The organism is Xanthomonas vasicola (assembly GCF_000772705.2).
Classification (GTDB): domain Bacteria; phylum Pseudomonadota; class Gammaproteobacteria; order Xanthomonadales; family Xanthomonadaceae; genus Xanthomonas; species Xanthomonas vasicola.
In genome coordinates, this window is record NZ_JSBW02000032.1 from 35,588 (window position 1) to 55,834 (window position 20,247).

Sequence of the window (20,247 nt, forward strand, 5' to 3'; positions counted from 1 at the left end):
GCGCACCAATCAGCAGGAGCAATAGCAGTCACGGACACACAACGTCCGAACACAGCGACGATTGAACGCGCGGAAACCGCTCTCACGATTCCCCAATCCCGATTCCCGATTCCCGATTCCCAGCGGCGCATCGGCGCCGCTCACGCATACCGCGGAATCGGCCCCAGCTGCGGCGTCTGATCCGGCAGTTCCGCTTCCACTTCGTCCACATAGCACCAGCCCCAGCCTTCCGGCGGGTCGTAGCCTTCGATGATGGGATGGCCGGTGGCATGGTGATGCGCGGTGGCGTGACGATTGGGCGAATCGTCGCAACAACCGACATGGCCACAACTGCGGCACAGGCGCAGATGTACCCATTCGCTATCGATGGCCAGGCATTCTTCGCAGCCGCGCGCACTGGGCGTGACCGCGTTGATTTGATCGGTATGGCTGCAGTGTTGGCTCATGCGCTGGTCGACTCCTGAGTGGCGCTGGCAAGTTCGGACACCGGCACCGGGTTGGCTTGATGTGCGAGGTATTGATGGATCTGCGCGACCACGGCGGCGCCCTCGCCCACCGCGGCCGCTACGCGCTTGACCGAGCCCGCACGCACATCGCCGATGGCGAACACGCCCGGGCGATTGGTTTCCAGCGGCAGACACGCCGGCACGCCGTCGCCGCGCGCAGTGCCGGTAATGACAAAGCCGCGCTTGTCGGTGTCCACGCACTGCTGCAGCCAGCCTGTATTGGGGTCTGCGCCGACGAACAGGAACAGGTGCCGCAACTCCACACGCTCGGTTGCACCGTCCTTGCGTGTGCGCAACACGGCCGCCTGCAGCCCGCGCTCGGGGTCGCCTTCGAGTGCGGACACTTCGGTGCCGGGGTGCAATTGCACATTGGGCAACGCGGCGATACGCTCGATCAGGTATTGCGACATCGACGCTTCCAGCCCGTCGCCGCGAATGATCAGGTGCAGTTGCTTGACCCGCGGCGCCAGGAACGCCACTGCCTGTCCTGCGGAATTGCCGCCCCCCACCAATGCCACCACGCCGCCTTCGCACAAGCGCGCCTCCACTGGGGAGGCCCAGTACGAGACGCCGTGGCCTTCGAAGCGTTCCAATCCTTCGATCTCCGGACGCCGGTAGCGCGCGCCGGAAGCGATCACCACGGTGCTGGCCAGCAATTGTTTGCCATCGGCAAGATCCAGCTTCAGCGCACCATCGTCGCGGCTGCATTCCAGCGTGCCCGCTTCGATCGGAATCGCCAATTCCGCGCCGAATTTCAGCGCCTGGTTGTATGCGCGCCCGGCCAGTGCCTGCCCGGAAATACCGGTGGGAAACCCAAGATAATTTTCGATCCGCGCCGACGCACCTGCCTGCCCGCCAATAGCGCGTTGATCCAGCACCAGCACCGACAAGCCTTCGGACGCGGCATACACCGCTGTCGCCAGACCCGCGGGGCCTGCGCCTACAATCGCCACGTCGTAGCGCTTGTCCGGGTCGATATCCGGGGTCATGCCCAGACAATGCGCGGCCTCGGCATCGCTGGGCTGGCGCAGCACGCGACCGCTTGGGCACACCATCACTGGCAGATCATGCTCCTGGATGCCCAGGCGCTCGACCAGCGCGCGGCCCTCGTCATCGGAGACGTCCATCACCGTGTTGGGGTAGCCGTTACGCGTCAAAAAGCCTTGCAAACGCGTCAGATGCGGGTCGTCCGTTTCGCCGATCAAGACCGAGCCCGATGCATCGCCTTCGATCAATCCGACGCGACGCAGGATCAATGCGCGCATCACCACTTCGCCCACTTCGGCCGAACTGATCATCAGCGCGCGCAGATGTGCGGTATCGAACGGCAGCGCCAAGCACCCCTCTGGACCGGCACGTCCTGCCGCCAGCGATGCGCGACCGGCCAGCTGACTCACCTCGCCGGTGAACTGGCCAGGCGTGTGCAAGGTGATCGGTTTTTCATTGCCCAGCCCGTCGCGGCGCACCACTTCGATGGCGCCTTCCAGCACCACCCACACCGGTGCGTGCGCATCGCCGACGTCGAACACGGTCTCGCCCGCACCGAACCGTTGCGCCGGCCCGCTGGCAAAGCGCCGCGTGATCGCCAACTGGCCCGCGTCCAGCTCGGGAAACATCTGATGGTGGCGGGTTTGGTCCAGGGACATGGATGGGCGACGCAGTGGGGGATCACATGCAAGCATGGGCAGTGGTGATGGCAATGGCAATCACCCGAAATGTGCAATGCCTGTCACGACACAGCACAGACGCATGGCAAGCGTACGCGAGCGGCGGCGGCCACCAGTGAGACGCCTGCACACGCTAACGCTCAGGATGACGGCACCTGATCAATCGAACCCAAGCATGTGCATTACGTCTGCGCCGGCGTCCAATGCGGGCCATGCTGACCAGCGGCCATGCGCTCGGCCGGGCGCACACGAAACACCACGCTGATGCGCTCGCCCACTGCGCGCGTGGTTTTGGCAATGCCATGCGTGTGGGTGCGCTGCGAGGCATGGCTCATTGCCAGCAAGCTCCCCGGTGCAAGCTCCAGCGCAATCGTCCGCGTGCTCGCGTCATTGGCGCGCAGCTGCATCCGGCGCGGTGCACCCAGCGACAGCAGCGCAATTGGATATGGCGCCACCAAGGTGTGCAAGGCGTCGTGATGCATCGCCACGCTGTCGCGTCCATCGCGATACAGATTCAAGCCCACCGCGTTGTACGGCGCAGGGAGCACCGCCTGCACCGCGTCGAGCAAGCGCTGCAGCGGCAGACCCGCAGGCAACGCACCATCCAGGCGATACGACGCCAGCAGGCGCGGCACATCCACCACCCGGTCGTACATCTCGCGACGCTGGCTGCGCCAATCGGCGCCATCGCGCAGTGCCTCGAATGCGTCCTGCGCCAGCGCAGCCGGCAGCAGCTGCGGCCAATAGCGCACGCCACCTTCCATATCGTTTAGCACCTGCAGCGGTGCGATGGGAGCGTCGAACAAGTCCATCAACGCACTATGCGGGCGCAGGCAGGCGATTTCAGCACCACGCGTCCGTCACGCGCGGCGCCTGGCCGACCAGTTCAGCTTCACGCTGCGGTACGTAAAACGCCGCACCGTGTTCACGCACTGCAATCAAGCATGCCTGATCGTTTTTGTGGAGACATCGCATGCATCGCACCCCTCCCGCCCACGTGGTGATATCCGGCGCGTCCAGCGGCATTGGCCAAGCCACCGCTGAAGCGTTCGCCGCACAAGGCGCGCGCCTGGTGCTGGCTGCACGTGGCGAAGAGTCCCTCAACGCCGTTGCCGAACGCTGCCGTGCGCATGGCGCAGAGGTCTTAGTGGTGCCCACCGACGTCAAACATGCCGAACGGGTAAAAGCATTGGCCGCCAGCGCGCAGCGTTTTCTGGGGCGTATCGATCTATGGTTCGGCAATGTCGGCGTCGGTGCGGTGGGCAAATTCCACGAGGTGCCGATAGAAGCAAGCGCGGCAGTGATCCACGCCAACTTGCTCGGTCGCATGCACGACGCCCATGCCGTCATCCCCATCTTCATCGAACAAGGTCATGGCATCTTCGTCAACATGATCTCTTCGGGTGGCTTCGCCTCCACGCCGTTTGCGGCGGCATACGGAGCCAGCAAATTCGGCCAGCGCGGATTTTCCGAAGCGCTGCGCGCCGAATTGAGCGATTACCCGCGTATCCACGTGTGCGACGTCTACCCGTACTTCGTCGACACGCCCGGCCTGACCCATGGCGCCAACTATGTGGGCCGCCGCATCAGCGGGCCGCCACTGATGCTGGACACGCGCACCGTCGCCACTGCCGTCGTGCGCCTGCTGGACCGCCCACGCAACACCGTGGTGCTGGGCGCGGCGGTGCATGTGATGCGCGCAGGCCATGCACTGGCGCCACATACACTGGCACGCGCCATGTACTACTTCTTCGCGCATTACTTTGCGCAGGCGCCCCGGGTGGCGCGTTCCAGCGGCAATGTCTTTGCAGCGCCGAGTATTGCCGGCGGTATCGACGGTGGCTACCGGCGGCGGCCGGCGTTACGCGCACGCTCTACACGCAACAAGGTGTTGATCGGTGCAGCCGCTGCGGCGGTGACGGGCTTGGCGGTGTTGGCCTTGCGACGCCGGTGAGTGCTGGGATCCGTGGCTGCGGTGGGCAGTGATGAAGCGGTGTTGTGAGCGATTACGAGATAGCGCAGCTGGGTAAAGAAAGCGGAGAGGCGTCAATGCGACATGCCTGAAGCCGAGTGTGTGTGCAACGGTGCATGCTGCCAGCGGACCCAAGCATGGCGGCGACATTATTCGCACGCTCATGTGTAGTGCAACCGTATAGCTGTGCTACGGTCCGGCGCTGCATCCGCTGGAGCATTCCGCATGTCGTCTCGGTTGATCGCCGCACCTCGGGTTCGTTGGCTGGCTGTGCTTGCCGCAGTCGTCGCATTTGCCGGCAACGCTGCGCCCGTTACGCCTGCGGCCACGGCTGCCTTCGACGCAGTCGACCCGTTCATCGGTACCGGTGGCGAAGGCCATACCTATCCCGGTGCCACGGTACCGTTCGGCATGGTGCAACTGAGCCCGGACACGCAGATCAAACCCCGCAAAGAAGCCTATGGCTGGGCGGCCGGTTATCGGCATAGCGACACCACCATCGTCGGATTTTCGCACACCCATTTTTCCGGCTCCGGGCATTCTGATCTGGGTGACATCTTGCTGATGCCGCAAGCCGGGCAGGTCAAGCTGGAACGAGGCGATGCCAGCAAACCCGGCAGCGGCTATACCGCGCAGTTCGATCATGCCAGCGAACAGGCCCAGCCCGGCTACTACGCGGTGACCTTGAAAGACCGCAATATCCGCGCCGAACTTACCGCCAGCGCGCGCGTGGGCGTGCATCGCTATCAGTTCCCGAAAGGCAAACCGGCGCATGTGCTGGTCGACCTGCGCACCAGCCTGTACGACTACCCCGGCAAAGTGCAGTGGTCGCGGCTGCGTGTGCGCAGCGATGGCACCGTCACCGGCTTTCGCGAAACACGTGGCTGGGCACCCGGCCGGCAGCTGTATTTCGCCATGCGCTTCTCACGCCCGCTCACTGCCACGCAACTCCACGACACCGAGCAAGACATTCCATACAAGGGCTTTCCACCGCCCGGCGAGAAGAATCCTGCACAGCGTGCGCAGATCGAAGGCCGGCAACTGGTCGGCGTGTTCGATGTCGCCAACGACGGCACGCCGCTGGTGGTGAAGGTGGCGCTCTCACCGGTCAGCGAAGAGGGTGCCATCGCCAATCTCGATGCCGAAGTGCCCGGCTTCAATTTTAATCGTGTACGGGCCGATGCACGCGCGCAATGGACGCAGGCGCTGTCGGCGATCGACGCACAAGGCACGCCGCAACAACGCACCCAGCTCTACACCGCGCTGTATCACACCTTGCTTGGGCCAACACTGTTCATGGACAGCGACGGCCGCTACCGCGGGCCGGACAACGCCGTGCATCAAACAGACGGCTGGACCAACTACTCCACCTTCTCGCTGTGGGATACCTACCGCGCATTGCATCCGCTGCTCACCCTGGTGCAGCCGCCGCAACGCAGCAGCGATGTAGTCAATTCACTGCTCGCGTCGCGTCGCGAAAGCGCCTACGGCATCTTGCCGGTGTGGGCATTCCACGGCCTGGAAACCTGGTGCATGATCGGTTATCACGCGGTCCCGGTAATTGCCGACGCTTACATGAAAGGCATCGGCGGCTTCAATGCGGATGAAGCCTTGCAGGCCATGGTCGCCAGCGCCAACTACGGCCCATACGACGGTATCGCGCAATACCGCGAGCTGGGCTATGTACCCATCGACGAAGAAGGCGAAGCCGCATCCAAGACGCTGGAATACGCCTTCGACGACTGGACCATCGCGCGCATGGCCGACAAGCTCGGCAAGCCCGACATCGCCACCGAATTCACCAAGCGTGCCGGCAACTGGAAGCATGCCTTCGACCCGGCCACGGGCTATATGCGCGCACGCACCCGCGCCGGCAATTTCCGGGAGCCGTTCGACCCGTCTGCCAGTGGCTACGGCAGCGACTACACCGAAGGCAACGCTTGGCAGTACTCCTGGTACGTGCCCCAGGACGTGGCCGGGCTGGCCGCAGCACATGGCGGGGACGACAAACTGCTTGCCCGGCTGGATGCAGTGTTCGATGCCAAGGTGGACCCAAAGGTCTTCGAGCATATGGAAGACATCACCGGCCTGATCGGCTGGTACGCGCACGGCAACGAACCCAGCCACCACGTCGCCTATCTGTACGCATATGCCGGCCAACCGTGGCGCACACAGGCACGCCTGACGCAGATCATGCGCAGCCAGTATCACGCTGGGCCGGAAGGCCTGGCCGGCAACGACGACCTCGGCCAGATGTCGGCCTGGTATGTGTTCGCCACACTGGGCTTCTACCCGGTGGCGCCCGGCAGCAATCAATACATCATCGGCCGCCCGTTCCTGCCACGCGCCACGCTCAACCTGCCCAATGGCAAGCGTTTTGCGGTGATTGCCGAGGGCGTGAGCGATGCACGCAGCTACATCGGCAGCGCTACGCTCAATGGCAAACCACTCACCCGCGCTTACGTCACACACGAAGAAATACAGGCCGGTGGTGAACTACGATTCCGTATGCAGGCGACAACGAATCAGCAGTGGGCCACCGACCCGGCGCAGCGGCCGTATTCGATGTCGGCGCAGGTGCGCTGATCAAAAGCAGTTAGCAAAAGGTAGCGGGCCAGTGGTTTGTGGACATTCAACGCCCGAAGGAGCCGGAGCGTACGCGCGGCACTAGACATGCCCGCCACGGCTTAGAGCGGATAAAAATCGTCCTCAAGGCCTGTCAATTGTAGAGCGGCTGATCGGGGGCTTGGCTGCAGCGCCCTTGCCCGCCCACCATCGCAGGACACGCTGCAAGTACGTCCTTTTAAGCTCCGTGGCGGCATCCATGCCACCACGGGTCCCGGGACGAGGGGCAGGCAAGGACCAGTCGCGTTGGTCGGCGTGTAGAGCTTTCAATACATCAACCAGCAATCAGCGCGAAGCGATGTACTCGCTCTTCAACAAACCACCAGCCAACTGTCTGGTGCGGTGCCATCACCGGGTGCGGGACCGTTGGCGGCATGGATGCCGCCATCAAGGCCCATGAATGGGTTTACGGCGTGTCCCGCGAGCGGTGAGGCCACCACGCCTCGACCACAAGGCTTCTATTTGCGTCCAAGAAGATGCGGCGAATAAAAAACCACTGCGCTCATAGGTCAGACGCTCGCCAGGTGCTGTTAGCCGCTTTAGCAGTAGGTATTCAACCGCCTCAATAATAGATGCCCGTGCGTAAGCCGCAGGCGTCGCGTTCCATTACCGCTGGCAAGCTGTCGGCAATGCCCGCAGCGACACGCTGCGCGCTCCAACACGCGACCAGCGCATCGAGCACATCATCTGGCTTGGCTTGTGCGCGTGGCACACGTTCGAGCAGCGACTGCACCTGGGCAATACCGTCATGCCTACGCAGCAAGCTCAATCGCTGTCGGAGACTTGAGGGTGTACTTCGAATACATGCTCGGCCCAGGCAAAGTCTGCTCGCAAAGCACGGTCCCATTCGCGAATCTTCGCTAGCAACGCAAACGAGCGCGCTCCAAAGCCACGCTGCTTGTCGTGATCCAGCACCCGATGCATCGCAGAAGCTTGCGCCTGCGTGCTCGCATGCAACATGCCACGCAGCGGCGCGGCAAAGACACTGCAGGCGCGTCGCCCCCAACGAACTGGCGAGCCTGCCGATCCGCAGCCCGATGTGCGTGCTCACTCAAGCCAATCGGGATATCAACGCCCACGACAGCCGCTGCATGCAACGCGACAGCCAGCTCGGTCACGCTGGCGTAATACGCAGACGCCAGCACGCCCTCCTCCTCCCAAAACGCCAGCCAGCCGCTGCCAGCGCCATCGATTCCTGCACAACGCATCGCTTTCTTCCCGCTCAAATTCTGACCTGTAGTCAATGACGACGTGATTGCATCGCATGCACCGCCGTCACGTATTCACATGATGCACAACATTCGTTCACCCGTGCGCATCGTGTCGGTTTCCACACTAGCCGCCATTGGTACGCGTTATTGCGTGCCGCCAGCCCCCAATGCAGGAGAGCGTGCATGTCCAGCACCAAGAATCAGTACGAAATGCAAAACCCACTAACCCAATTTCCGCAGCCGCAATTCCCGGAACAGACCCAAGAAGCACCGGGCACTGTCCATGAGCTGCACCCCAAAGCCGACCATGGCGAACAGAGCTACAAAGGCTTCGGTCGCCTGCAGGGCCGCAAGGCACTGATCACTGGCGCAGATTCCGGCATCGGCCGCGCGACCGCCATCGCGTTCGCGCGCGAAGGTGCGGACATCGTGCTCAATTACCTGCCGGAAGAAGAGCAGGACGCAGCAGAAGTTGTGCAACTGATCCAGGCAGAAGGCCGCAAGGCCATCAGTTTTCCGGGCGACCTCAAGAACGAATCTTTCTGCACCGATCTAGTCGAACGCGCGGTGCAGGAACTGGGCGGCCTGGACGTGCTGGTCAACATTGCCGGCAAGCAAACTGCCGTCAAAGACATTGCCGACATCACCACGGAACAGTTCGACGCCACGTACAAGACCAACGTCTACGCGATGTTCTGGCTGTGCAAGGCGGCTATCCCGCATCTGCCGCCGGGTGCATCCATCATCAACACCGGCTCGATCCAGTCGTATCAGCCCTCCGCCACTCTGCTCGACTACGCGTCGACCAAGGCAGCTATCGTCAACTTTACCAAGGGGCTGGCGCAGCAGATTGCCGAGAAAGGGATCCGCGTCAATGCGGTCGCGCCCGGCCCGGTATGGACGCCGTTGCAGCCCAGCGGTGGTCAGCCGCCGGAAAAGATTCCGGATTTCGGCTCGGAGACGCCGCTCAAGCGCGCGGGGCAGCCGGTGGAAATGGCGCCGTTGTACGTGATTTTGGCCTCGCAGGAATCCAGCTACGTCACCGGCGAAGTGTTCGGTGCCACCGGCGGCCTGCTGCTGTCTTGAGCAACCCTGGCGCTGAGTTTCAACGCGATGCCACTGGCACCTTGCCGATCGCCGCCTATGCGGCGGTCGGCGATGGGCGTTCGGTGGCCTTGTGCGGCGCAGACGGCAGCATCGATTGGTGGTGCGTGCCGAAGATGGATTCGCCACCATTGTTCGATCGCCTGCTCGACGCAGGCCAAGGCGGCTATTTCGCCCTCACTCCGCAACAGCTGCATCAGGTACAGCGGCGCTACCGGGACGGCAGCAATATTCTCGAGACGACCTTCATCACCGCAACCGGCAGCGCACGTCTGACCGAATCGCTCAACAGCGGCGAAGCTGGCCGTTTGCCGTGGTCAGAGCTGGCGCGGCGCATCGAAGGCATCGACGGCAGTGTGGTCTTCGATCTGATCTACCGCCCCGGCACACGCGCCGGCCAAGCAACGCCTTGGCAAAGCGAAACTCCGAACGGCCGCGTACACCACGTGGGTCCACTCATGACCATGCTGCGCTATGACGTGGACGCAGCGCAGGTCTTGCAGTGCGATGACCGCGGCGTGCATGCCACGCTGGCAATCCATGCGGGCGACACACAGGTGGTTGCATTGCTGGCCGCCGTAGACGACGCGCTACCGGTACCCGCACTGGAAGATATCGGTGAACGCATCGAACGTAGCGACCAGGAGTGGCGCGAGTGGAGCGGCAACCTGCGCCATGACAACAGTTACCGCGACGCCGTCGTTCGCTCTGCGCTAGCGCTGAAATTCCTGTGGTTTTCACCCACTGGCGCTATCACGGCGGCGGTCACCGCCTCGTTGCCGGAGCAGATCGGTGCCAATGGCAATTGGGACTATCGCTACGCATGGGTGCGCGATGCCGCGTACACCACAAAGGCCTTCCTGCGCGTGGGCGCATTGGCCGATGCCAAGGCCGCGTTTAGCTGGTTGATGCGCACCATCCGCCGCCATCGCCCCGGCGTGCGCCCCTGCTACACCCTGGATGGTGCGTTGGTGCCCGACGAACGCGAGATCGACATCCCCGGCTATCGCGACACGCGCCCGGTGCGCGTCGGCAACACGGCCAACAATCAATTGCAGCTGTGCCTGTACGGCGACATCTTCGAAATGGCCTCGCGCTTTCTCGATGCCGGCCACATCCTGGACCAGGAAACCGCACGCCAGTTGTTCGAGCTCGGCAACGAGTGCGCAGACACCTGGATGCGCAAGGATGCTGGTTTCTGGGAACTGGAAACCAACGAGCACTACACCATGTCCAAGGTGGAGTGCTGGCTGGCGCTGCGCCGCGCCAGCGAGCTGGCCAAGGCCGGCCATCTCTCTACCGCGATGCTGCCGCGTTGGGAACGCGAACAGGCACGGATTCTTGAGTGGATCGACCTGCACTGCTGGTCCGACGCAAAGCATGCTTACACCTTCTACGCCGGCACCGACGACCTGGACGCCAGCCTGCTGTTGGCCTCGCGCTTCGGCCTGGGTGAACCACGCCGCGAGCGCATGATCGCCACCCGCGATGCCATCCGCACAGAACTCGGCAGCGACGTGTTGCTGCACCGCTACAGCGGCATGCAACAGCGTGAAGGTGCGTTTATCGCGTGCTCGTTCTGGCTGGTGGAGGCTTATGGCCTGCTCGGCGAGCGTGGCGAAGCCAAGCGCTTGTTCGAACAATTGCTGGAACAACTCGGCAACGATGTTGCACTGATGCCCGAGATGATGGACGTGGCCACCGGCGATGCCTTGGGCAACTTACCGCAAGGCTTGAGCCATCTCGCGCTGATTCATGCGGCGCTTGCCGTGGATGGCGAGTAATCGCAAAGTACACTCGCAACCCGCGCCAGATCGTCATCGCAGCCCAGGTTTCCTTCTCCCACCGGGAGAAGGCACCCGCAGAGTGGAGCAGCGCAGGCCAGCCGGCAAGTCCACCAACTCAGCTAGATCATCTACCGCGCCAGCACCATCGTCTGGATGGCATGCGCAGGAATCTCCAACGCACTCGATGCCTCGCCCACATACAGGTTGTAACGAATGGCGACGTCGCTGGCATTCATCACCACCATCGCCAGGCTGCCATCGGTACTGAGAAATGCAGTGGTCGCCAGATTGCTACGGCTACTGGCCGCGCTCACCCGTCGCGCGCCCGGCCGGATGAATTTGGAAAAGTGACCGATATACCAATAGCTCGGCGTATAGATCACCTCGCCCGTGCGTGTATCGGCATGCACCGGCGCAAAGCAGTAATTACCCACGTGGTTCGGCCCACCGTTCTGGTCGAGCAGGATGTTCCAGTCGGTCCAGCCCACTGCGCCATGATTGAGGTCGTTGATGATGGCTGTGCCGTAGCGTTCGCCATTGGGCCAATACTGCAACTTGGCCGGGTCAAACTTTTCCACCGCCGCTTCGGTCAACAACAGATGCTTGTCCGGGTACGCCTGCGCCACCGCAGCCACGTTCTCCACCATAGGCGCAAAGCCGGCCCAGGTTTCGTACCAGTGAAAGCCCATGCCCCACGCATACTTGGCCGCCTCCGGGTCGTCGAAAATCACGTGCGCGCGGTGCACCATCATGTCGCGGTTGTGGTCCCATACGATGATTTTGCGGTCGCCATAGCCAGCGCTGGCCATCGTGGGTCCGAGATGATTCTTCAGGAAATCGCGCTCCTCTTCAGCCGAAAACAGCATCGACTCCCAGGTCTGCACCGCCATGGGTTCGTTCTGCAGGCTGATACCCCAGATGGGGATGCCGGCTTTCTCGTATGCCGCAATAAACCGCGTGTAGTAGCTGGCCCAGGCTTGCGCATACTCGGGTAACAACTTGCCACCCTTGAGCATGTTGTTGCTGTCTTTCATGAAGGCCGGCGCGCTCCACGGGCTGGCAAACGTGGTCAACTTGCCGCCGGCCGCCGCAATGGCTTGGCGCAACATCGGGATGCGGTACTTCGCATCGTGCTTGACCGAAAAACTCTTCAGCGCCGCATCGCCTTCCTTGATGTAGGTGTAGCTGCCGCTGCTGAAGTCCGAGCTATGGATGGTGGTACGCGCCAGCGTGTAGCCGATCCCCTTCTGCGGATCGTAATAGGCCGTGAGCAGCGCACGTTGCGCACGCTTGGGCAGCTTGGCGAAGGTCTCCGCGCTGGAATCGGTAATCGCGCCGCCGATGCCCAGCAGTTCCTGAAATTGCCGGTGCGGATTGACGAAGATGGAGTTTTCTTTCTCGGTCAGCGCATGCCCGGCGGCAGGAGCAGCAGCTGTGCTGACGCGCATCTGCTGCGTGGCGCCTTGAGAACTGGTGTAGATGCGCAGTGCACCAGTGCTGCTCACCGCTGGCGAGGTCTCATCTACCGCTGTTGGCGTCGCGGCGGATGCAACAGCCGTCGCTGCTGCACTCGCGCTGCTCAGCATGCCCAGCCCAATCCCCGACACCCCCACCACCGACCACGTCATCGCTCGCTTCACTGCACACCCTCCCAGGTAGATCGCCCAAGCCTAACCGACCAACGCGCCGCAACATCGCGGGACAAACGGGCGCAAGCGCAAGAAGATGTAACATCAGACTGCCTTCTCCCGCCGGGACATTGTCCCCTTCATGGGGGAGAAGGTGGCGCGCAGCACCGGATGAGGGTACGTGTGCACGTGGCGGTGCCGGTAGTGCGTGATGCATCAAAAAGAGCGACACATGCAAATCTGCAATCTGCACTAATGCAAGCAACCGTACCCTCACCCCAACCGCTCTCACGGCGGGAGAGGGGCTCAATCATTTGCGCGACAAACGATCCAAGATCCCAGGCACTTCCGCGGGAATCTCGCGCGCGAGAAATCCCACAGTGCCAATCCGCTTCGACAGCTGCTTACCCGCAGCCGCGTGCACAAACACGCCCCATAGCGCAGCAGTCAACGCATCGCTACCCCGCGCAGCAAACCCTGCGATCAAGCCGGCCAAGGTATCGCCAGACCCGGATGTGCCCAACCCCGGCACACCACCGCGATGCACCCACAACACACCATCCGGCCCAGCGATAAAACTGTCCGCGCCCTTGACGATCACCACGCTGCGCATCTTCTGTGCGAAAGCCAGCGCGTACTCGCCCGGCGCTGCTTCCACCGCAGCCTTGTCGTCGCCAGCGAGGGTCGCCATCTCCCCCGCATGCGGCGTTAGCACAAATGGCCGCCCAGGCGGCGCACGCAAACTGCGCAACAATGCCCCCGCATCCAGCACCAAGGTGCAGACCGCCTTTGCAGCGGCCAGCTTGACCAGTGCCGCTGTTGTCGTGGAAGACGCCATACCCGGCCCGATCACGGCCGCGTCGCATGCTGCAAGCGCTGCATCCAAGGCACGATGCCCGCGCGTGATCTCGCCCTGCCCGTTCTGCCCCAGGCCCAGCACCAATGCCTCCGGCACCGCCAGCGCCATTGCGGGCGCCACACTCGCAGCAGTGGCGATCTGCAACTTGCCCGCGCCTGCGCGCAACGCGGCTTCGCCCGCCAGCAATGCAGCGCCAGGCACGCGCATCGAGCCGCCCACCACCAGCACGCGGCCACGCTGCTCCTTGTCGCCGCCGGGCGATGGCAACGGCATCGCACGCAGTGCAGCGGCGGTGAGTGTGCGGATACGCGCGGCAGCCATCAGCGTGCTCCGGCCGGGCGATCGGATTCGGTCGTCACCGGCTCATCGGCCAATTCGGGCGGCACGAATTTTGTCCGCACCAATTCCAGCGATTGCCCATCGACGGCGGCCGCATATTCGGTGACACCACAGTTCGGCACATCGCCTTCGCGATCGATGGCCAGGATGGTGGCCTCGTCCATCCGCTCGATCAGGTAGCGGAAGCAATTGACGATCACCTGATGCCCCACGATCAGCACGCGCGCGCCCACATGGTTGCGCTGCAGGTCGCCCACGATGCTGCGCAAGCGAAAGATCACATCGCACCAGCTCTCGCCACCGGGCGGGCGAAAATAGAATTTGCCGACCAGCGTGCGTTGCTCGGCCAACTCTGGAAACGTCGCCAGAATGCCGGCCGTGGTGTAACGGTCGAGCACGCCGAATTCCTTCTCGCGCAGCCGCTCGTCCACGCTCACCGCATCGGCCGGCTGCCCAAGCGCACGCGCAACCGCAGCAGCGGTCTGCCGCGCACGCACGTAGGTGGAACTCAAGATCAAGGTCGGCCGCTCGTGCGCGGGCAAGCCAGCCATCCAGGCGCCCAAGGCCTCCGCCTGCCGCTCGCCCAAGCCCGATAACGGCACATCCGCATCGCGGTGTTCCAGGTCGATCAACGCTGCCCCATTGGACTCGGCCAGATCGCGCGCCACGTTGCCCGCACTCTGCCCATGTCGCACCACCCACAACCGCGCCGGCCACTGCGCCGACACACCCGCAACCGCGCTGGTCTCACTCACACCCATCTCCTGCATGACGTCGCCACCACGTGTCGCACAGCTGCCGTGAACAGCTGGTCGACCACGCCGATGGCCACGTCATCGCCGCGGCACCGGTGTCATGCATGAGCCCGCAGACGGCCTCGCTGCAGCGGACATGGCACGACGCACACGCCAGCGCATTCCAATGGATGCGTAACCCTGCATCGGTATACTGCAGCCCCCTGCAGATCGCTCGCTCATGTCCAACGTCCTTCAGCTGCGCACCGCAAAACAACGCGAAGAGCTCCTGCTAGACGACGTACTGGACGCCGCCGAGCGCTGCATCGACGAGATCGGCCTCTCCGCCACCAGCTTCGAACTGATCGCCGAACGCGCGCGCCTGGCATGCGGCAACCTGCTGCAGCGTTTCGCAGACAAAGATGCCCTAGTGCGCGCACTGCTGGAACGCAACTACATGCGCGCCATCCGCCAGATGTGGCTGGTGGAACGACCGGCCAACGTGCACGTGGTGGACTTCATTGCCGGCCTGCTCGAAGACTGGCTGCTGCAGGAAATCAACATCAAGCGCACCCGCATCGACCTGGAGCTGCACCTGGCCACCTTGCGCGACCCGGTGCTGGCCGCCTTCATGCGCCGGCAGAGCGCCTCGCTGATCGAACACCTCAGTGCCTTGCTCAAACGCCTGCTCCGCGGCCACACCGACACCGCCAGCAGCGAACAGGAATTCCAGGCCCGCGTCTTCGCCGTCGCCGCCATGTGCGGCGGCCTGCACAGCGTGATGATCAGCGGCATGGAACTTAACCGCATGCATCTGCAGCTGATCCTGCGCGAAAGCCTGTCAGGCATCCTCAAGTCGGCGCCGGTGTAGCCCTTAAGCGGCACCGGCTCGTCGATTGCGGACCGCATGCTCCCGCCATCTGCCAGCGCCTACTCAATCTGCCGACGACGTTGACGCTTCCTCCACTGCACGGGCCCTGGCTGCCTGCAAAAGCTGGGTGACCAACCTGTGCGCATCGCCGCCAACACCGCTGGCCGCGTTCCACAGATCCAGGGGCAAGCGAGAACGCTCCACCGTTATGAGGTGCAGCAGATCCCTGGCTAACGCAATCTGCTCGCCTACGTTCATGTCAGGACCGGGATTGTTGGCATCCGGCGTGCTCACCATTTCGAGCGCCGCATCCAGACACGCTTCGGTGGTCCCCAATTCCCGCGCCCGCTGGGCCTTTTGCCCACGCGTTTGCGCCCGTATGTACCCGTCAGCGAGATACTCAATGGCCTTGAAGCCACCGTATGCCACCGTCGCGCCAAGCATCGTCTTGGCACCTCCCAAGGCCAACCTATCATCGTAGCTAGGGTCAGCAGTAGAACCGCCTTGTATCGAGTGGTTGTAAAAAGTTTTTGCGCCATAAGCAAACACCAGTCCAGCGCCCAACACAGCTGCGCTATCTGCTAGTTCACGCACCACATTGGCCACGCGCACGCCAGCGGCTTGTTCCTGCGGCTGCGCGCCTTGAGCGGCCGCCTCCCCGGCCGGCCTGAGAGGCGCCTCACGTACAACCCGCCGTGGCAGACTCTGGACCAGCTGCGTATTGGCATGCGGGTCATGGAAACGTGCAGAGGGGCCGGCATCTGACGCGGCAACCCTATCTTCCTGACTCTGCTTCGCCCCCCGGCGCACTGCCGTCGTCATCGCCACAGGATGCATACATCACCTCTCATAGATAGATGGAACCCCATTGTTCGGCTGCCCAATCACGCACGCGCGGCATTGCCCGAATAAGCGTGACCGATGGCGAAACGCGCACCACATTCCCGACACATTGGATGGCAAGCATGGTCGATCCAGGCAAAGCGCCCTGCTGGGCGATCGACTGCTGGCCATGTGCTGGCGATCTGCTACCACGCGTCGAACCGGGTGAAATCGCGCATCATGGGCCGACCGCTACGCATGCAGCACACATCCGAGAGCTACATGGCCAACGTCTCTTTGCCACCGCTAGCGCAGTGCTCTCACGCAACCTGTCTTCTGGCTGCCGAAGCAGCGGGCTCGCATCGCCACAGCGCGCGGTCGCTCAGGCGTCGCAATGCAAAACCGTTGCTCTTGCCCCAGGGCCACGCGGTAAGGACTGTGGACCGCCAAGACGGTGAACAGAGCCTGCTGACGCCGCTGCGGGCAAAGGTCTGCATTGCCAGCGACTCAACGCCTGTCGTGGTGTTTGATGGCCTGCTGTGCAGACCTGTTTGAAGATCGCTACTGCAGAAGTTGCTGTCGAGCGCCCTACAGCCGGTGCTACGCAGCAGCTCGTCGCGTATCTTGAAGTTGGCGGCGGTGACGCGTTAGCGCAGCGCTGGACGCCGATTGACGCCCGTGCCCTCAGGACATCGACGACGTGGACGCAGCCTTCGCTGCGCGGGCCGTTGCCGCTGCCAGAAGCCGTTCGACCAATACATGCGGGTCGCGCACGCCGCTGGCCGCGCTCCACAGTTCAGGCGGCAAGCGGGAACGCTCTGCGGTGATGAGATTCAGCAGATCCTTGGCCAGGGCCGCCTGCTCGCCAAAGGTCAAGTGGGAGTAAGGACCATCTTCCTCCGGCATAGTCACCATTTCGACCGCCGCATCAAGACAGGCGACCGTTGTTTCCAACTCGCTAGCCCTGTCTGCCTTCTTCAAGGCCGGCCGTTGCGCATCCGCCCGCGCTTGCGCCTCGAGGTAGCGGGCAGCCAAATAATCCGCCAAGGTCACCCCACCGAACGCCACTGCAGAACCCACAGCTCCCAGAGTCGAGAGCATTGCATAGGTCTTATAGTATTCATCGTCTGTTGCATACCCATAAGCGCCAACGCCTGCCGCACAGACGGCATTAAAGCCGAAGACTGACACCAGAGGAACACCGCAAATGTTCGCCGCTAGCCGCCCGAACCGCGCGATGCGGACGCCAGGAGGCGTGCGCGCCGCCCTGAGCGGCGCTTCACGCATGGGCAAGCGTCGCAACTCCTGAACCAGTTGCGTATTGGCATGCGGGTCACTGGCCGGTGCAGACGGGCCAGCATCTGCCACGGTCGCGCCCTCTTGCTGCTCGCGCCTGGCGCCTCGGCGCGTGACGGATGTCAATGCTAAAGGTTGCATGGTCACCTCTCCGCTATCGATGCGCACCATTGTTCACCAGCGTGATCGTGCATGATGCATCCGGCCGAAAAACCATTGCCGAACACGAAACAAGCGGCGCTGCGCTTGCCAAAGCGCGCAAACTGTCCAAGCCAGCACCAGCGCATCGCTGCAGACGAACGAGCAGGGTGGCTGGCGATCATGTTGAAAGCGCGCGTTGGCCACCACATCCGGCGCCTAGCCACCGCGCCAGATGCAAGCACATGTAGCACTGGCGCAACTTCGCCCACGCTTGCACAGCTTCGTTCATTGCTCCCTACGCATGCACCACCGCCTCAATGATGATGCCGGTGACGCTGCTGAGTGGCTGCTGGTTCCAGCGGGCTCACACCAGCTGCCGCATGCCGCGTTGCAAGCGAACCGCCAGAGCCACCTCGGATGATCGTTGACCAGACTGGCCTGGACCATGAAACAGATCTCCGGCAACTTCACTCTCCCTTCCACAGCGCTGCGCGCAGACGCAGAGCGCGATGCACCCGAAACTGCCCAGGCGACCGAGCAGCACACCCCGCCCCATCCCGTCGCAGACCATCCGCTCAACCTGCTGGAAAAAAGAAGAAGCACCACCGGCGTGCTCGCGGATGAAAGGACGCACCTGGAGGTCGTGGTGCCCCGCCTGCAGGCAGCGTTAGCACCGCACACCTGGTCCTCATCCAGTAGCGACTCGCCAACGACGTCTGCCACCGGCCGCAGCCCTCGTCTGAGCCCGCAGCCCGGCTCACCGACCTGGGCCTGCCTGCTGGAGACGCCGGCGCACACATCGGCCCTTGCGGGCGCCGACAGCAGTGACGCATTCCAGAACTTGCGCAACGCACGGCAGCTGGTCAGCGATATGCGTCGTGCCAGGCAGCACGTCGTGCTGAGCCCGCGTCTGGTGAAATCGCTGACCAGCCGATCCGAACGCCCGGACTTGATCCAGAAGCTCTCGGCGTTGAAGCCCGGCGCCTCGGATGTAGATGGTGGGTTTCTCCACGTGACGCTGGAAACCGGACACGCAGGCACTGCAGGAACGCTGGACGCCATGCCAACCGTCGGCACCGGCGCATCCGCCTCGACCTACGCGGTGCGGCTGGCCGAAGATCTTTGGCAGGGCGGGCAAAATTGCGGACGTGACTTCATCTTCAAGGCCTTGTTGCGCACCGACCCGCAACCACCGACCCCACCGATACCGGGCGACCCCACTTCGGTTGCAGACGCACAGGCGCTGCAGCAACACATCGCTGCGCGCAAAGCCATGATCTTCCAGGAGTATCAAATGATCAGGTCGGTGGATGCGGTGCCGTATATCGTCCGCGCCCACGGCGTGGTGCAGATCGAACACACCTTCGGAATTTTGCTGGAGAAAATCGACGGCATCAGCGTGCGCAGCATGATTGCCCGCGCACGCACAGCGCTGCAGCAAGGCGCCATCAGCGCCATGGAGTATCTCGCCCTGGCCCGGCAGCTGATGGCCGATGTACTGTTGGGCATTGCCTGCTGCGAAGACGCCGGCATCGTGCATCAGGACATCTCGCACAACAACGTCATGTACGACCAACCCATGAAGATCTTTCGGCTGATCGACATGGGGCTCGGCTCAGAAGAAGGCGACCCTAACCGCGGCGGCACACCGGGCTTTTACGACTTGAGCAGCCCTGCCAGGCATGCGCGCGACGTTTACAGCGTGGCGCAACTGCTGGTGCATGTTCTCAAGCGCCCCGGCTACAACATGGGCATGATCGGGATCAATCGCGCCAAGACCGCAGACAGCTTCCCCTTCATGGATGCGTTGCAGGCTCTCCCCGACGACCACAAGTGCACGGTGGTCCGCTTCTTCAACAGCATGCTGGACGATGGAACCGGCCAGCGCACCAAGGCGGAGACCTTGCTGCGCAACCCCTTTTTCACCCAACAGCCGCTCCCGCCCCGTGATCGGATGCATCGCACCTACGAAAAACTAAGGCGCTTGCCTTCTTTTTAGCGGCAATTATTTTTTAGAAGCACTCACGGTTGCAGGTAAGCGCGGACGATGGACACATGTAGTGTGTGGTGGCTGGGCCTAGAAGCGCGGGATTGAAAAACAAGTGAGGCAAGCATGCACGCACGCGCGCAGTCTGAGCACTGATTCGGGCATTCAATCGGCACCGCTGCTTGCTGCCATATCCGTGCCGATCATGCGTTCATTCGGCGGTGGTCCATACGGTAAAATATCCACTCGACACAACACGTCATGGCAACGGATGCGCCCCTTCGATGACAGCGCACTCCACATCATCCAGCACCCGGCCCACCTGCTCGGCCAGTAGCTCCAGACAAAACGCCAACTCGTCCATGCAGATGGCCGGCTGCCGCGCCTGCTCTTCGGCCTGCGTGCGTGACTGCGCCAAGCGCGCCAGAAACCGCATATGGTCGCGCAGTTGCTGCAAACGGTATTGCGCGCCTTCTGGCAGGTAGTAACCCGGCTGTGACTGCACATCGCGTACAACGTCCGACATGGCCTGCTCCTCATTCCATGGAATCGCCCCCGCCCGCCGCAAGGCGACGGACGGGAAGTCGGGAGGCTCGAAACCGCGAACAGCCGGCGGGCGTATTCCCCTTGCGGGCGTTGTATTAGCCGCCCTCCCGACGCAGAGCATCGCGTCGGTTGCACCAGCAAAGTTGCAGGCA

Annotated in this window: 17 protein-coding genes and 1 pseudogene; 6 read left to right on the forward strand and 12 right to left on the reverse strand. The window is 63.0% G+C overall.

Annotated features, from left to right (window positions below; genetic code table 11):
* Positions 1–140: 140 nt before the first annotated feature.
* The 4 genes from NX05_RS07595 to NX05_RS24390 form a co-directional block, all read right to left on the reverse strand.
* A complete protein-coding gene (locus NX05_RS07595) occupies positions 141–446 on the reverse strand; it encodes a UBP-type zinc finger domain-containing protein (RefSeq protein WP_039430843.1) in 306 nt (101 codons plus the stop codon).
* Positions 443–2,152, reverse strand: coding sequence for an FAD-dependent oxidoreductase (locus NX05_RS07600; protein ID WP_039430846.1), 1,710 nt, complete (start codon positions 2,150–2,152; stop codon positions 443–445). Before NX05_RS07600 ends, NX05_RS07595 begins: the two co-directional genes overlap by 4 nt.
* A 203-nt stretch (positions 2,153–2,355) precedes the next feature.
* The gene (locus NX05_RS07605; RefSeq protein ID WP_039430847.1) at positions 2,356–2,985 is read right to left on the reverse strand and encodes an alpha-ketoglutarate-dependent dioxygenase AlkB; all 630 of its coding nucleotides are present in this window, start codon (positions 2,983–2,985) and stop codon (positions 2,356–2,358) included.
* 31 nt (positions 2,986–3,016) lie between these two features.
* Positions 3,017–3,199, reverse strand: a complete 183-nt coding sequence (locus NX05_RS24390; RefSeq protein WP_039430880.1) for a hypothetical protein — start codon at positions 3,197–3,199, stop codon at positions 3,017–3,019.
* On the opposite strand from NX05_RS24390, the gene NX05_RS07615 reads away from it, so the two are divergent.
* Together NX05_RS07615 and NX05_RS07620 are read left to right on the forward strand one after the other, a co-directional pair.
* Positions 3,147–4,127: an SDR family oxidoreductase gene (locus NX05_RS07615; RefSeq protein WP_039430849.1), complete on the forward strand. Its 981-nt coding sequence runs from the start codon at positions 3,147–3,149 to the stop codon at positions 4,125–4,127. The two genes, NX05_RS24390 and NX05_RS07615, sit on opposite strands and share 53 nt — an antisense overlap.
* Positions 4,128–4,370: 243 nt before the next feature.
* Positions 4,371–6,731, forward strand: coding sequence for a GH92 family glycosyl hydrolase (locus NX05_RS07620; protein ID WP_039430850.1), 2,361 nt, complete (start codon positions 4,371–4,373; stop codon positions 6,729–6,731).
* 601 nt (positions 6,732–7,332) lie between these two features.
* Here NX05_RS07620 and NX05_RS24840 read toward each other — a convergent pair.
* Together NX05_RS24840 and NX05_RS07630 are read right to left on the reverse strand one after the other, a co-directional pair.
* Positions 7,333–7,730: pseudogene (locus NX05_RS24840) on the reverse strand (DUF429 domain-containing protein).
* The gene (locus tag NX05_RS07630; RefSeq protein WP_230597795.1) at positions 7,631–7,978 is read right to left on the reverse strand and encodes a DUF429 domain-containing protein; all 348 of its coding nucleotides are present in this window, start codon (positions 7,976–7,978) and stop codon (positions 7,631–7,633) included. Before NX05_RS07630 ends, NX05_RS24840 begins: the two are co-directional and overlap by 100 nt.
* Positions 7,979–8,164: 186 nt before the next feature.
* Between NX05_RS07630 and NX05_RS07635 the strand changes: the two genes are divergently transcribed.
* Positions 8,165–9,067 carry an SDR family oxidoreductase gene (locus tag NX05_RS07635; RefSeq protein WP_039430853.1) on the forward strand — a complete coding sequence of 301 codons (903 nt, stop codon included), beginning with the start codon at positions 8,165–8,167 and terminating at the stop codon, positions 9,065–9,067.
* Positions 9,064–10,869: a glycoside hydrolase family 15 protein gene (locus NX05_RS07640; protein ID WP_039430855.1), complete on the forward strand. Its 1,806-nt coding sequence runs from the start codon at positions 9,064–9,066 to the stop codon at positions 10,867–10,869. The genes NX05_RS07635 and NX05_RS07640 overlap by 4 nt, the downstream gene beginning before the upstream one ends.
* Before the next feature lie 131 nt (positions 10,870–11,000).
* On the opposite strand, the gene NX05_RS07645 is transcribed toward NX05_RS07640, so the two are convergent.
* The 3 genes from NX05_RS07645 to NX05_RS07655 form a co-directional block, all read right to left on the reverse strand.
* On the reverse strand, positions 11,001–12,479 hold the full coding sequence (locus NX05_RS07645) for a glycoside hydrolase family 30 protein (RefSeq protein WP_039430881.1): 1,479 nt from the start codon (positions 12,477–12,479) through the stop codon (positions 11,001–11,003).
* Positions 12,480–12,810: 331 nt separating this feature from the next.
* The gene (locus NX05_RS07650) at positions 12,811–13,680 is read right to left on the reverse strand and encodes an NAD(P)H-hydrate dehydratase (protein WP_039430857.1); all 870 of its coding nucleotides are present in this window, start codon (positions 13,678–13,680) and stop codon (positions 12,811–12,813) included.
* On the reverse strand, positions 13,680–14,459 hold the full coding sequence (locus tag NX05_RS07655) for a histidine phosphatase family protein (protein WP_010368469.1): 780 nt from the start codon (positions 14,457–14,459) through the stop codon (positions 13,680–13,682). Before NX05_RS07655 ends, NX05_RS07650 begins: the two co-directional genes overlap by 1 nt.
* 214 nt (positions 14,460–14,673) lie before the next feature.
* Here NX05_RS07655 and NX05_RS07660 point away from each other — a divergent pair, with 214 nt between their 5' ends.
* The gene (locus NX05_RS07660; RefSeq protein WP_039430859.1) at positions 14,674–15,303 is read left to right on the forward strand and encodes a TetR/AcrR family transcriptional regulator; all 630 of its coding nucleotides are present in this window, start codon (positions 14,674–14,676) and stop codon (positions 15,301–15,303) included.
* 63 nt (positions 15,304–15,366) lie between these two features.
* On the opposite strand, the gene xopAV (NX05_RS07665) is transcribed toward NX05_RS07660, so the two are convergent.
* Entirely contained in the window at positions 15,367–16,125 is a 759-nt protein-coding gene (xopAV, locus tag NX05_RS07665; RefSeq protein ID WP_039430861.1) for a type III secretion system effector XopAV, read from the reverse strand.
* 684 nt (positions 16,126–16,809) lie between these two features.
* Positions 16,810–17,592: a type III secretion system effector XopAV gene (gene xopAV, locus NX05_RS07670; protein ID WP_039430868.1), complete on the reverse strand. Its 783-nt coding sequence runs from the start codon at positions 17,590–17,592 to the stop codon at positions 16,810–16,812.
* Positions 17,593–17,986: 394 nt separating this feature from the next.
* On the opposite strand from xopAV (NX05_RS07670), the gene xopAU reads away from it, so the two are divergent.
* Positions 17,987–19,561, forward strand: a complete 1,575-nt coding sequence (gene xopAU, locus NX05_RS07675; protein WP_039430870.1) for a serine/threonine protein kinase — start codon at positions 17,987–17,989, stop codon at positions 19,559–19,561.
* A 247-nt stretch (positions 19,562–19,808) separates the two neighbouring features.
* On the opposite strand, the gene NX05_RS07680 is transcribed toward xopAU, so the two are convergent.
* Positions 19,809–20,075, reverse strand: coding sequence for an XAC0095 family protein (locus tag NX05_RS07680; protein ID WP_039430875.1), 267 nt, complete (start codon positions 20,073–20,075; stop codon positions 19,809–19,811).
* Positions 20,076–20,247: the final 172 nt, after the last annotated feature.

Coding starts and splice junctions, on each gene's coding strand:
- NX05_RS07595 (WP_039430843.1), bottom strand. CDS start 446: ATGAGCCAACACTGCAGCCATACCGATCAAATCAACGCGGTCACGCCC.
- NX05_RS07600 (WP_039430846.1), bottom strand. CDS start 2,152: ATGTCCCTGGACCAAACCCGCCACCATCAGATGTTTCCCGAGCTGGAC.
- NX05_RS07605 (WP_039430847.1), bottom strand. CDS start 2,985: ATGGACTTGTTCGACGCTCCCATCGCACCGCTGCAGGTGCTAAACGAT.
- NX05_RS07615 (WP_039430849.1), top strand. CDS start 3,147: ATGCATCGCACCCCTCCCGCCCACGTGGTGATATCCGGCGCGTCCAGC.
- NX05_RS24390 (WP_039430880.1), bottom strand. CDS start 3,199: ATGCCGCTGGACGCGCCGGATATCACCACGTGGGCGGGAGGGGTGCGA.
- NX05_RS07620 (WP_039430850.1), top strand. CDS start 4,371: ATGTCGTCTCGGTTGATCGCCGCACCTCGGGTTCGTTGGCTGGCTGTG.
- NX05_RS07630 (WP_230597795.1), bottom strand. CDS start 7,978: ATGCGTTGTGCAGGAATCGATGGCGCTGGCAGCGGCTGGCTGGCGTTT.
- NX05_RS07635 (WP_039430853.1), top strand. CDS start 8,165: ATGTCCAGCACCAAGAATCAGTACGAAATGCAAAACCCACTAACCCAA.
- NX05_RS07650 (WP_039430857.1), bottom strand. CDS start 13,680: ATGGCTGCCGCGCGTATCCGCACACTCACCGCCGCTGCACTGCGTGCG.
- NX05_RS07655 (WP_010368469.1), bottom strand. CDS start 14,459: ATGGGTGTGAGTGAGACCAGCGCGGTTGCGGGTGTGTCGGCGCAGTGG.
- NX05_RS07660 (WP_039430859.1), top strand. CDS start 14,674: ATGTCCAACGTCCTTCAGCTGCGCACCGCAAAACAACGCGAAGAGCTC.
- xopAV (WP_039430861.1), bottom strand. CDS start 16,125: ATGACGACGGCAGTGCGCCGGGGGGCGAAGCAGAGTCAGGAAGATAGG.
- xopAV (WP_039430868.1), bottom strand. CDS start 17,592: ATGGTGCGCATCGATAGCGGAGAGGTGACCATGCAACCTTTAGCATTG.
- NX05_RS07680 (WP_039430875.1), bottom strand. CDS start 20,075: ATGTCGGACGTTGTACGCGATGTGCAGTCACAGCCGGGTTACTACCTG.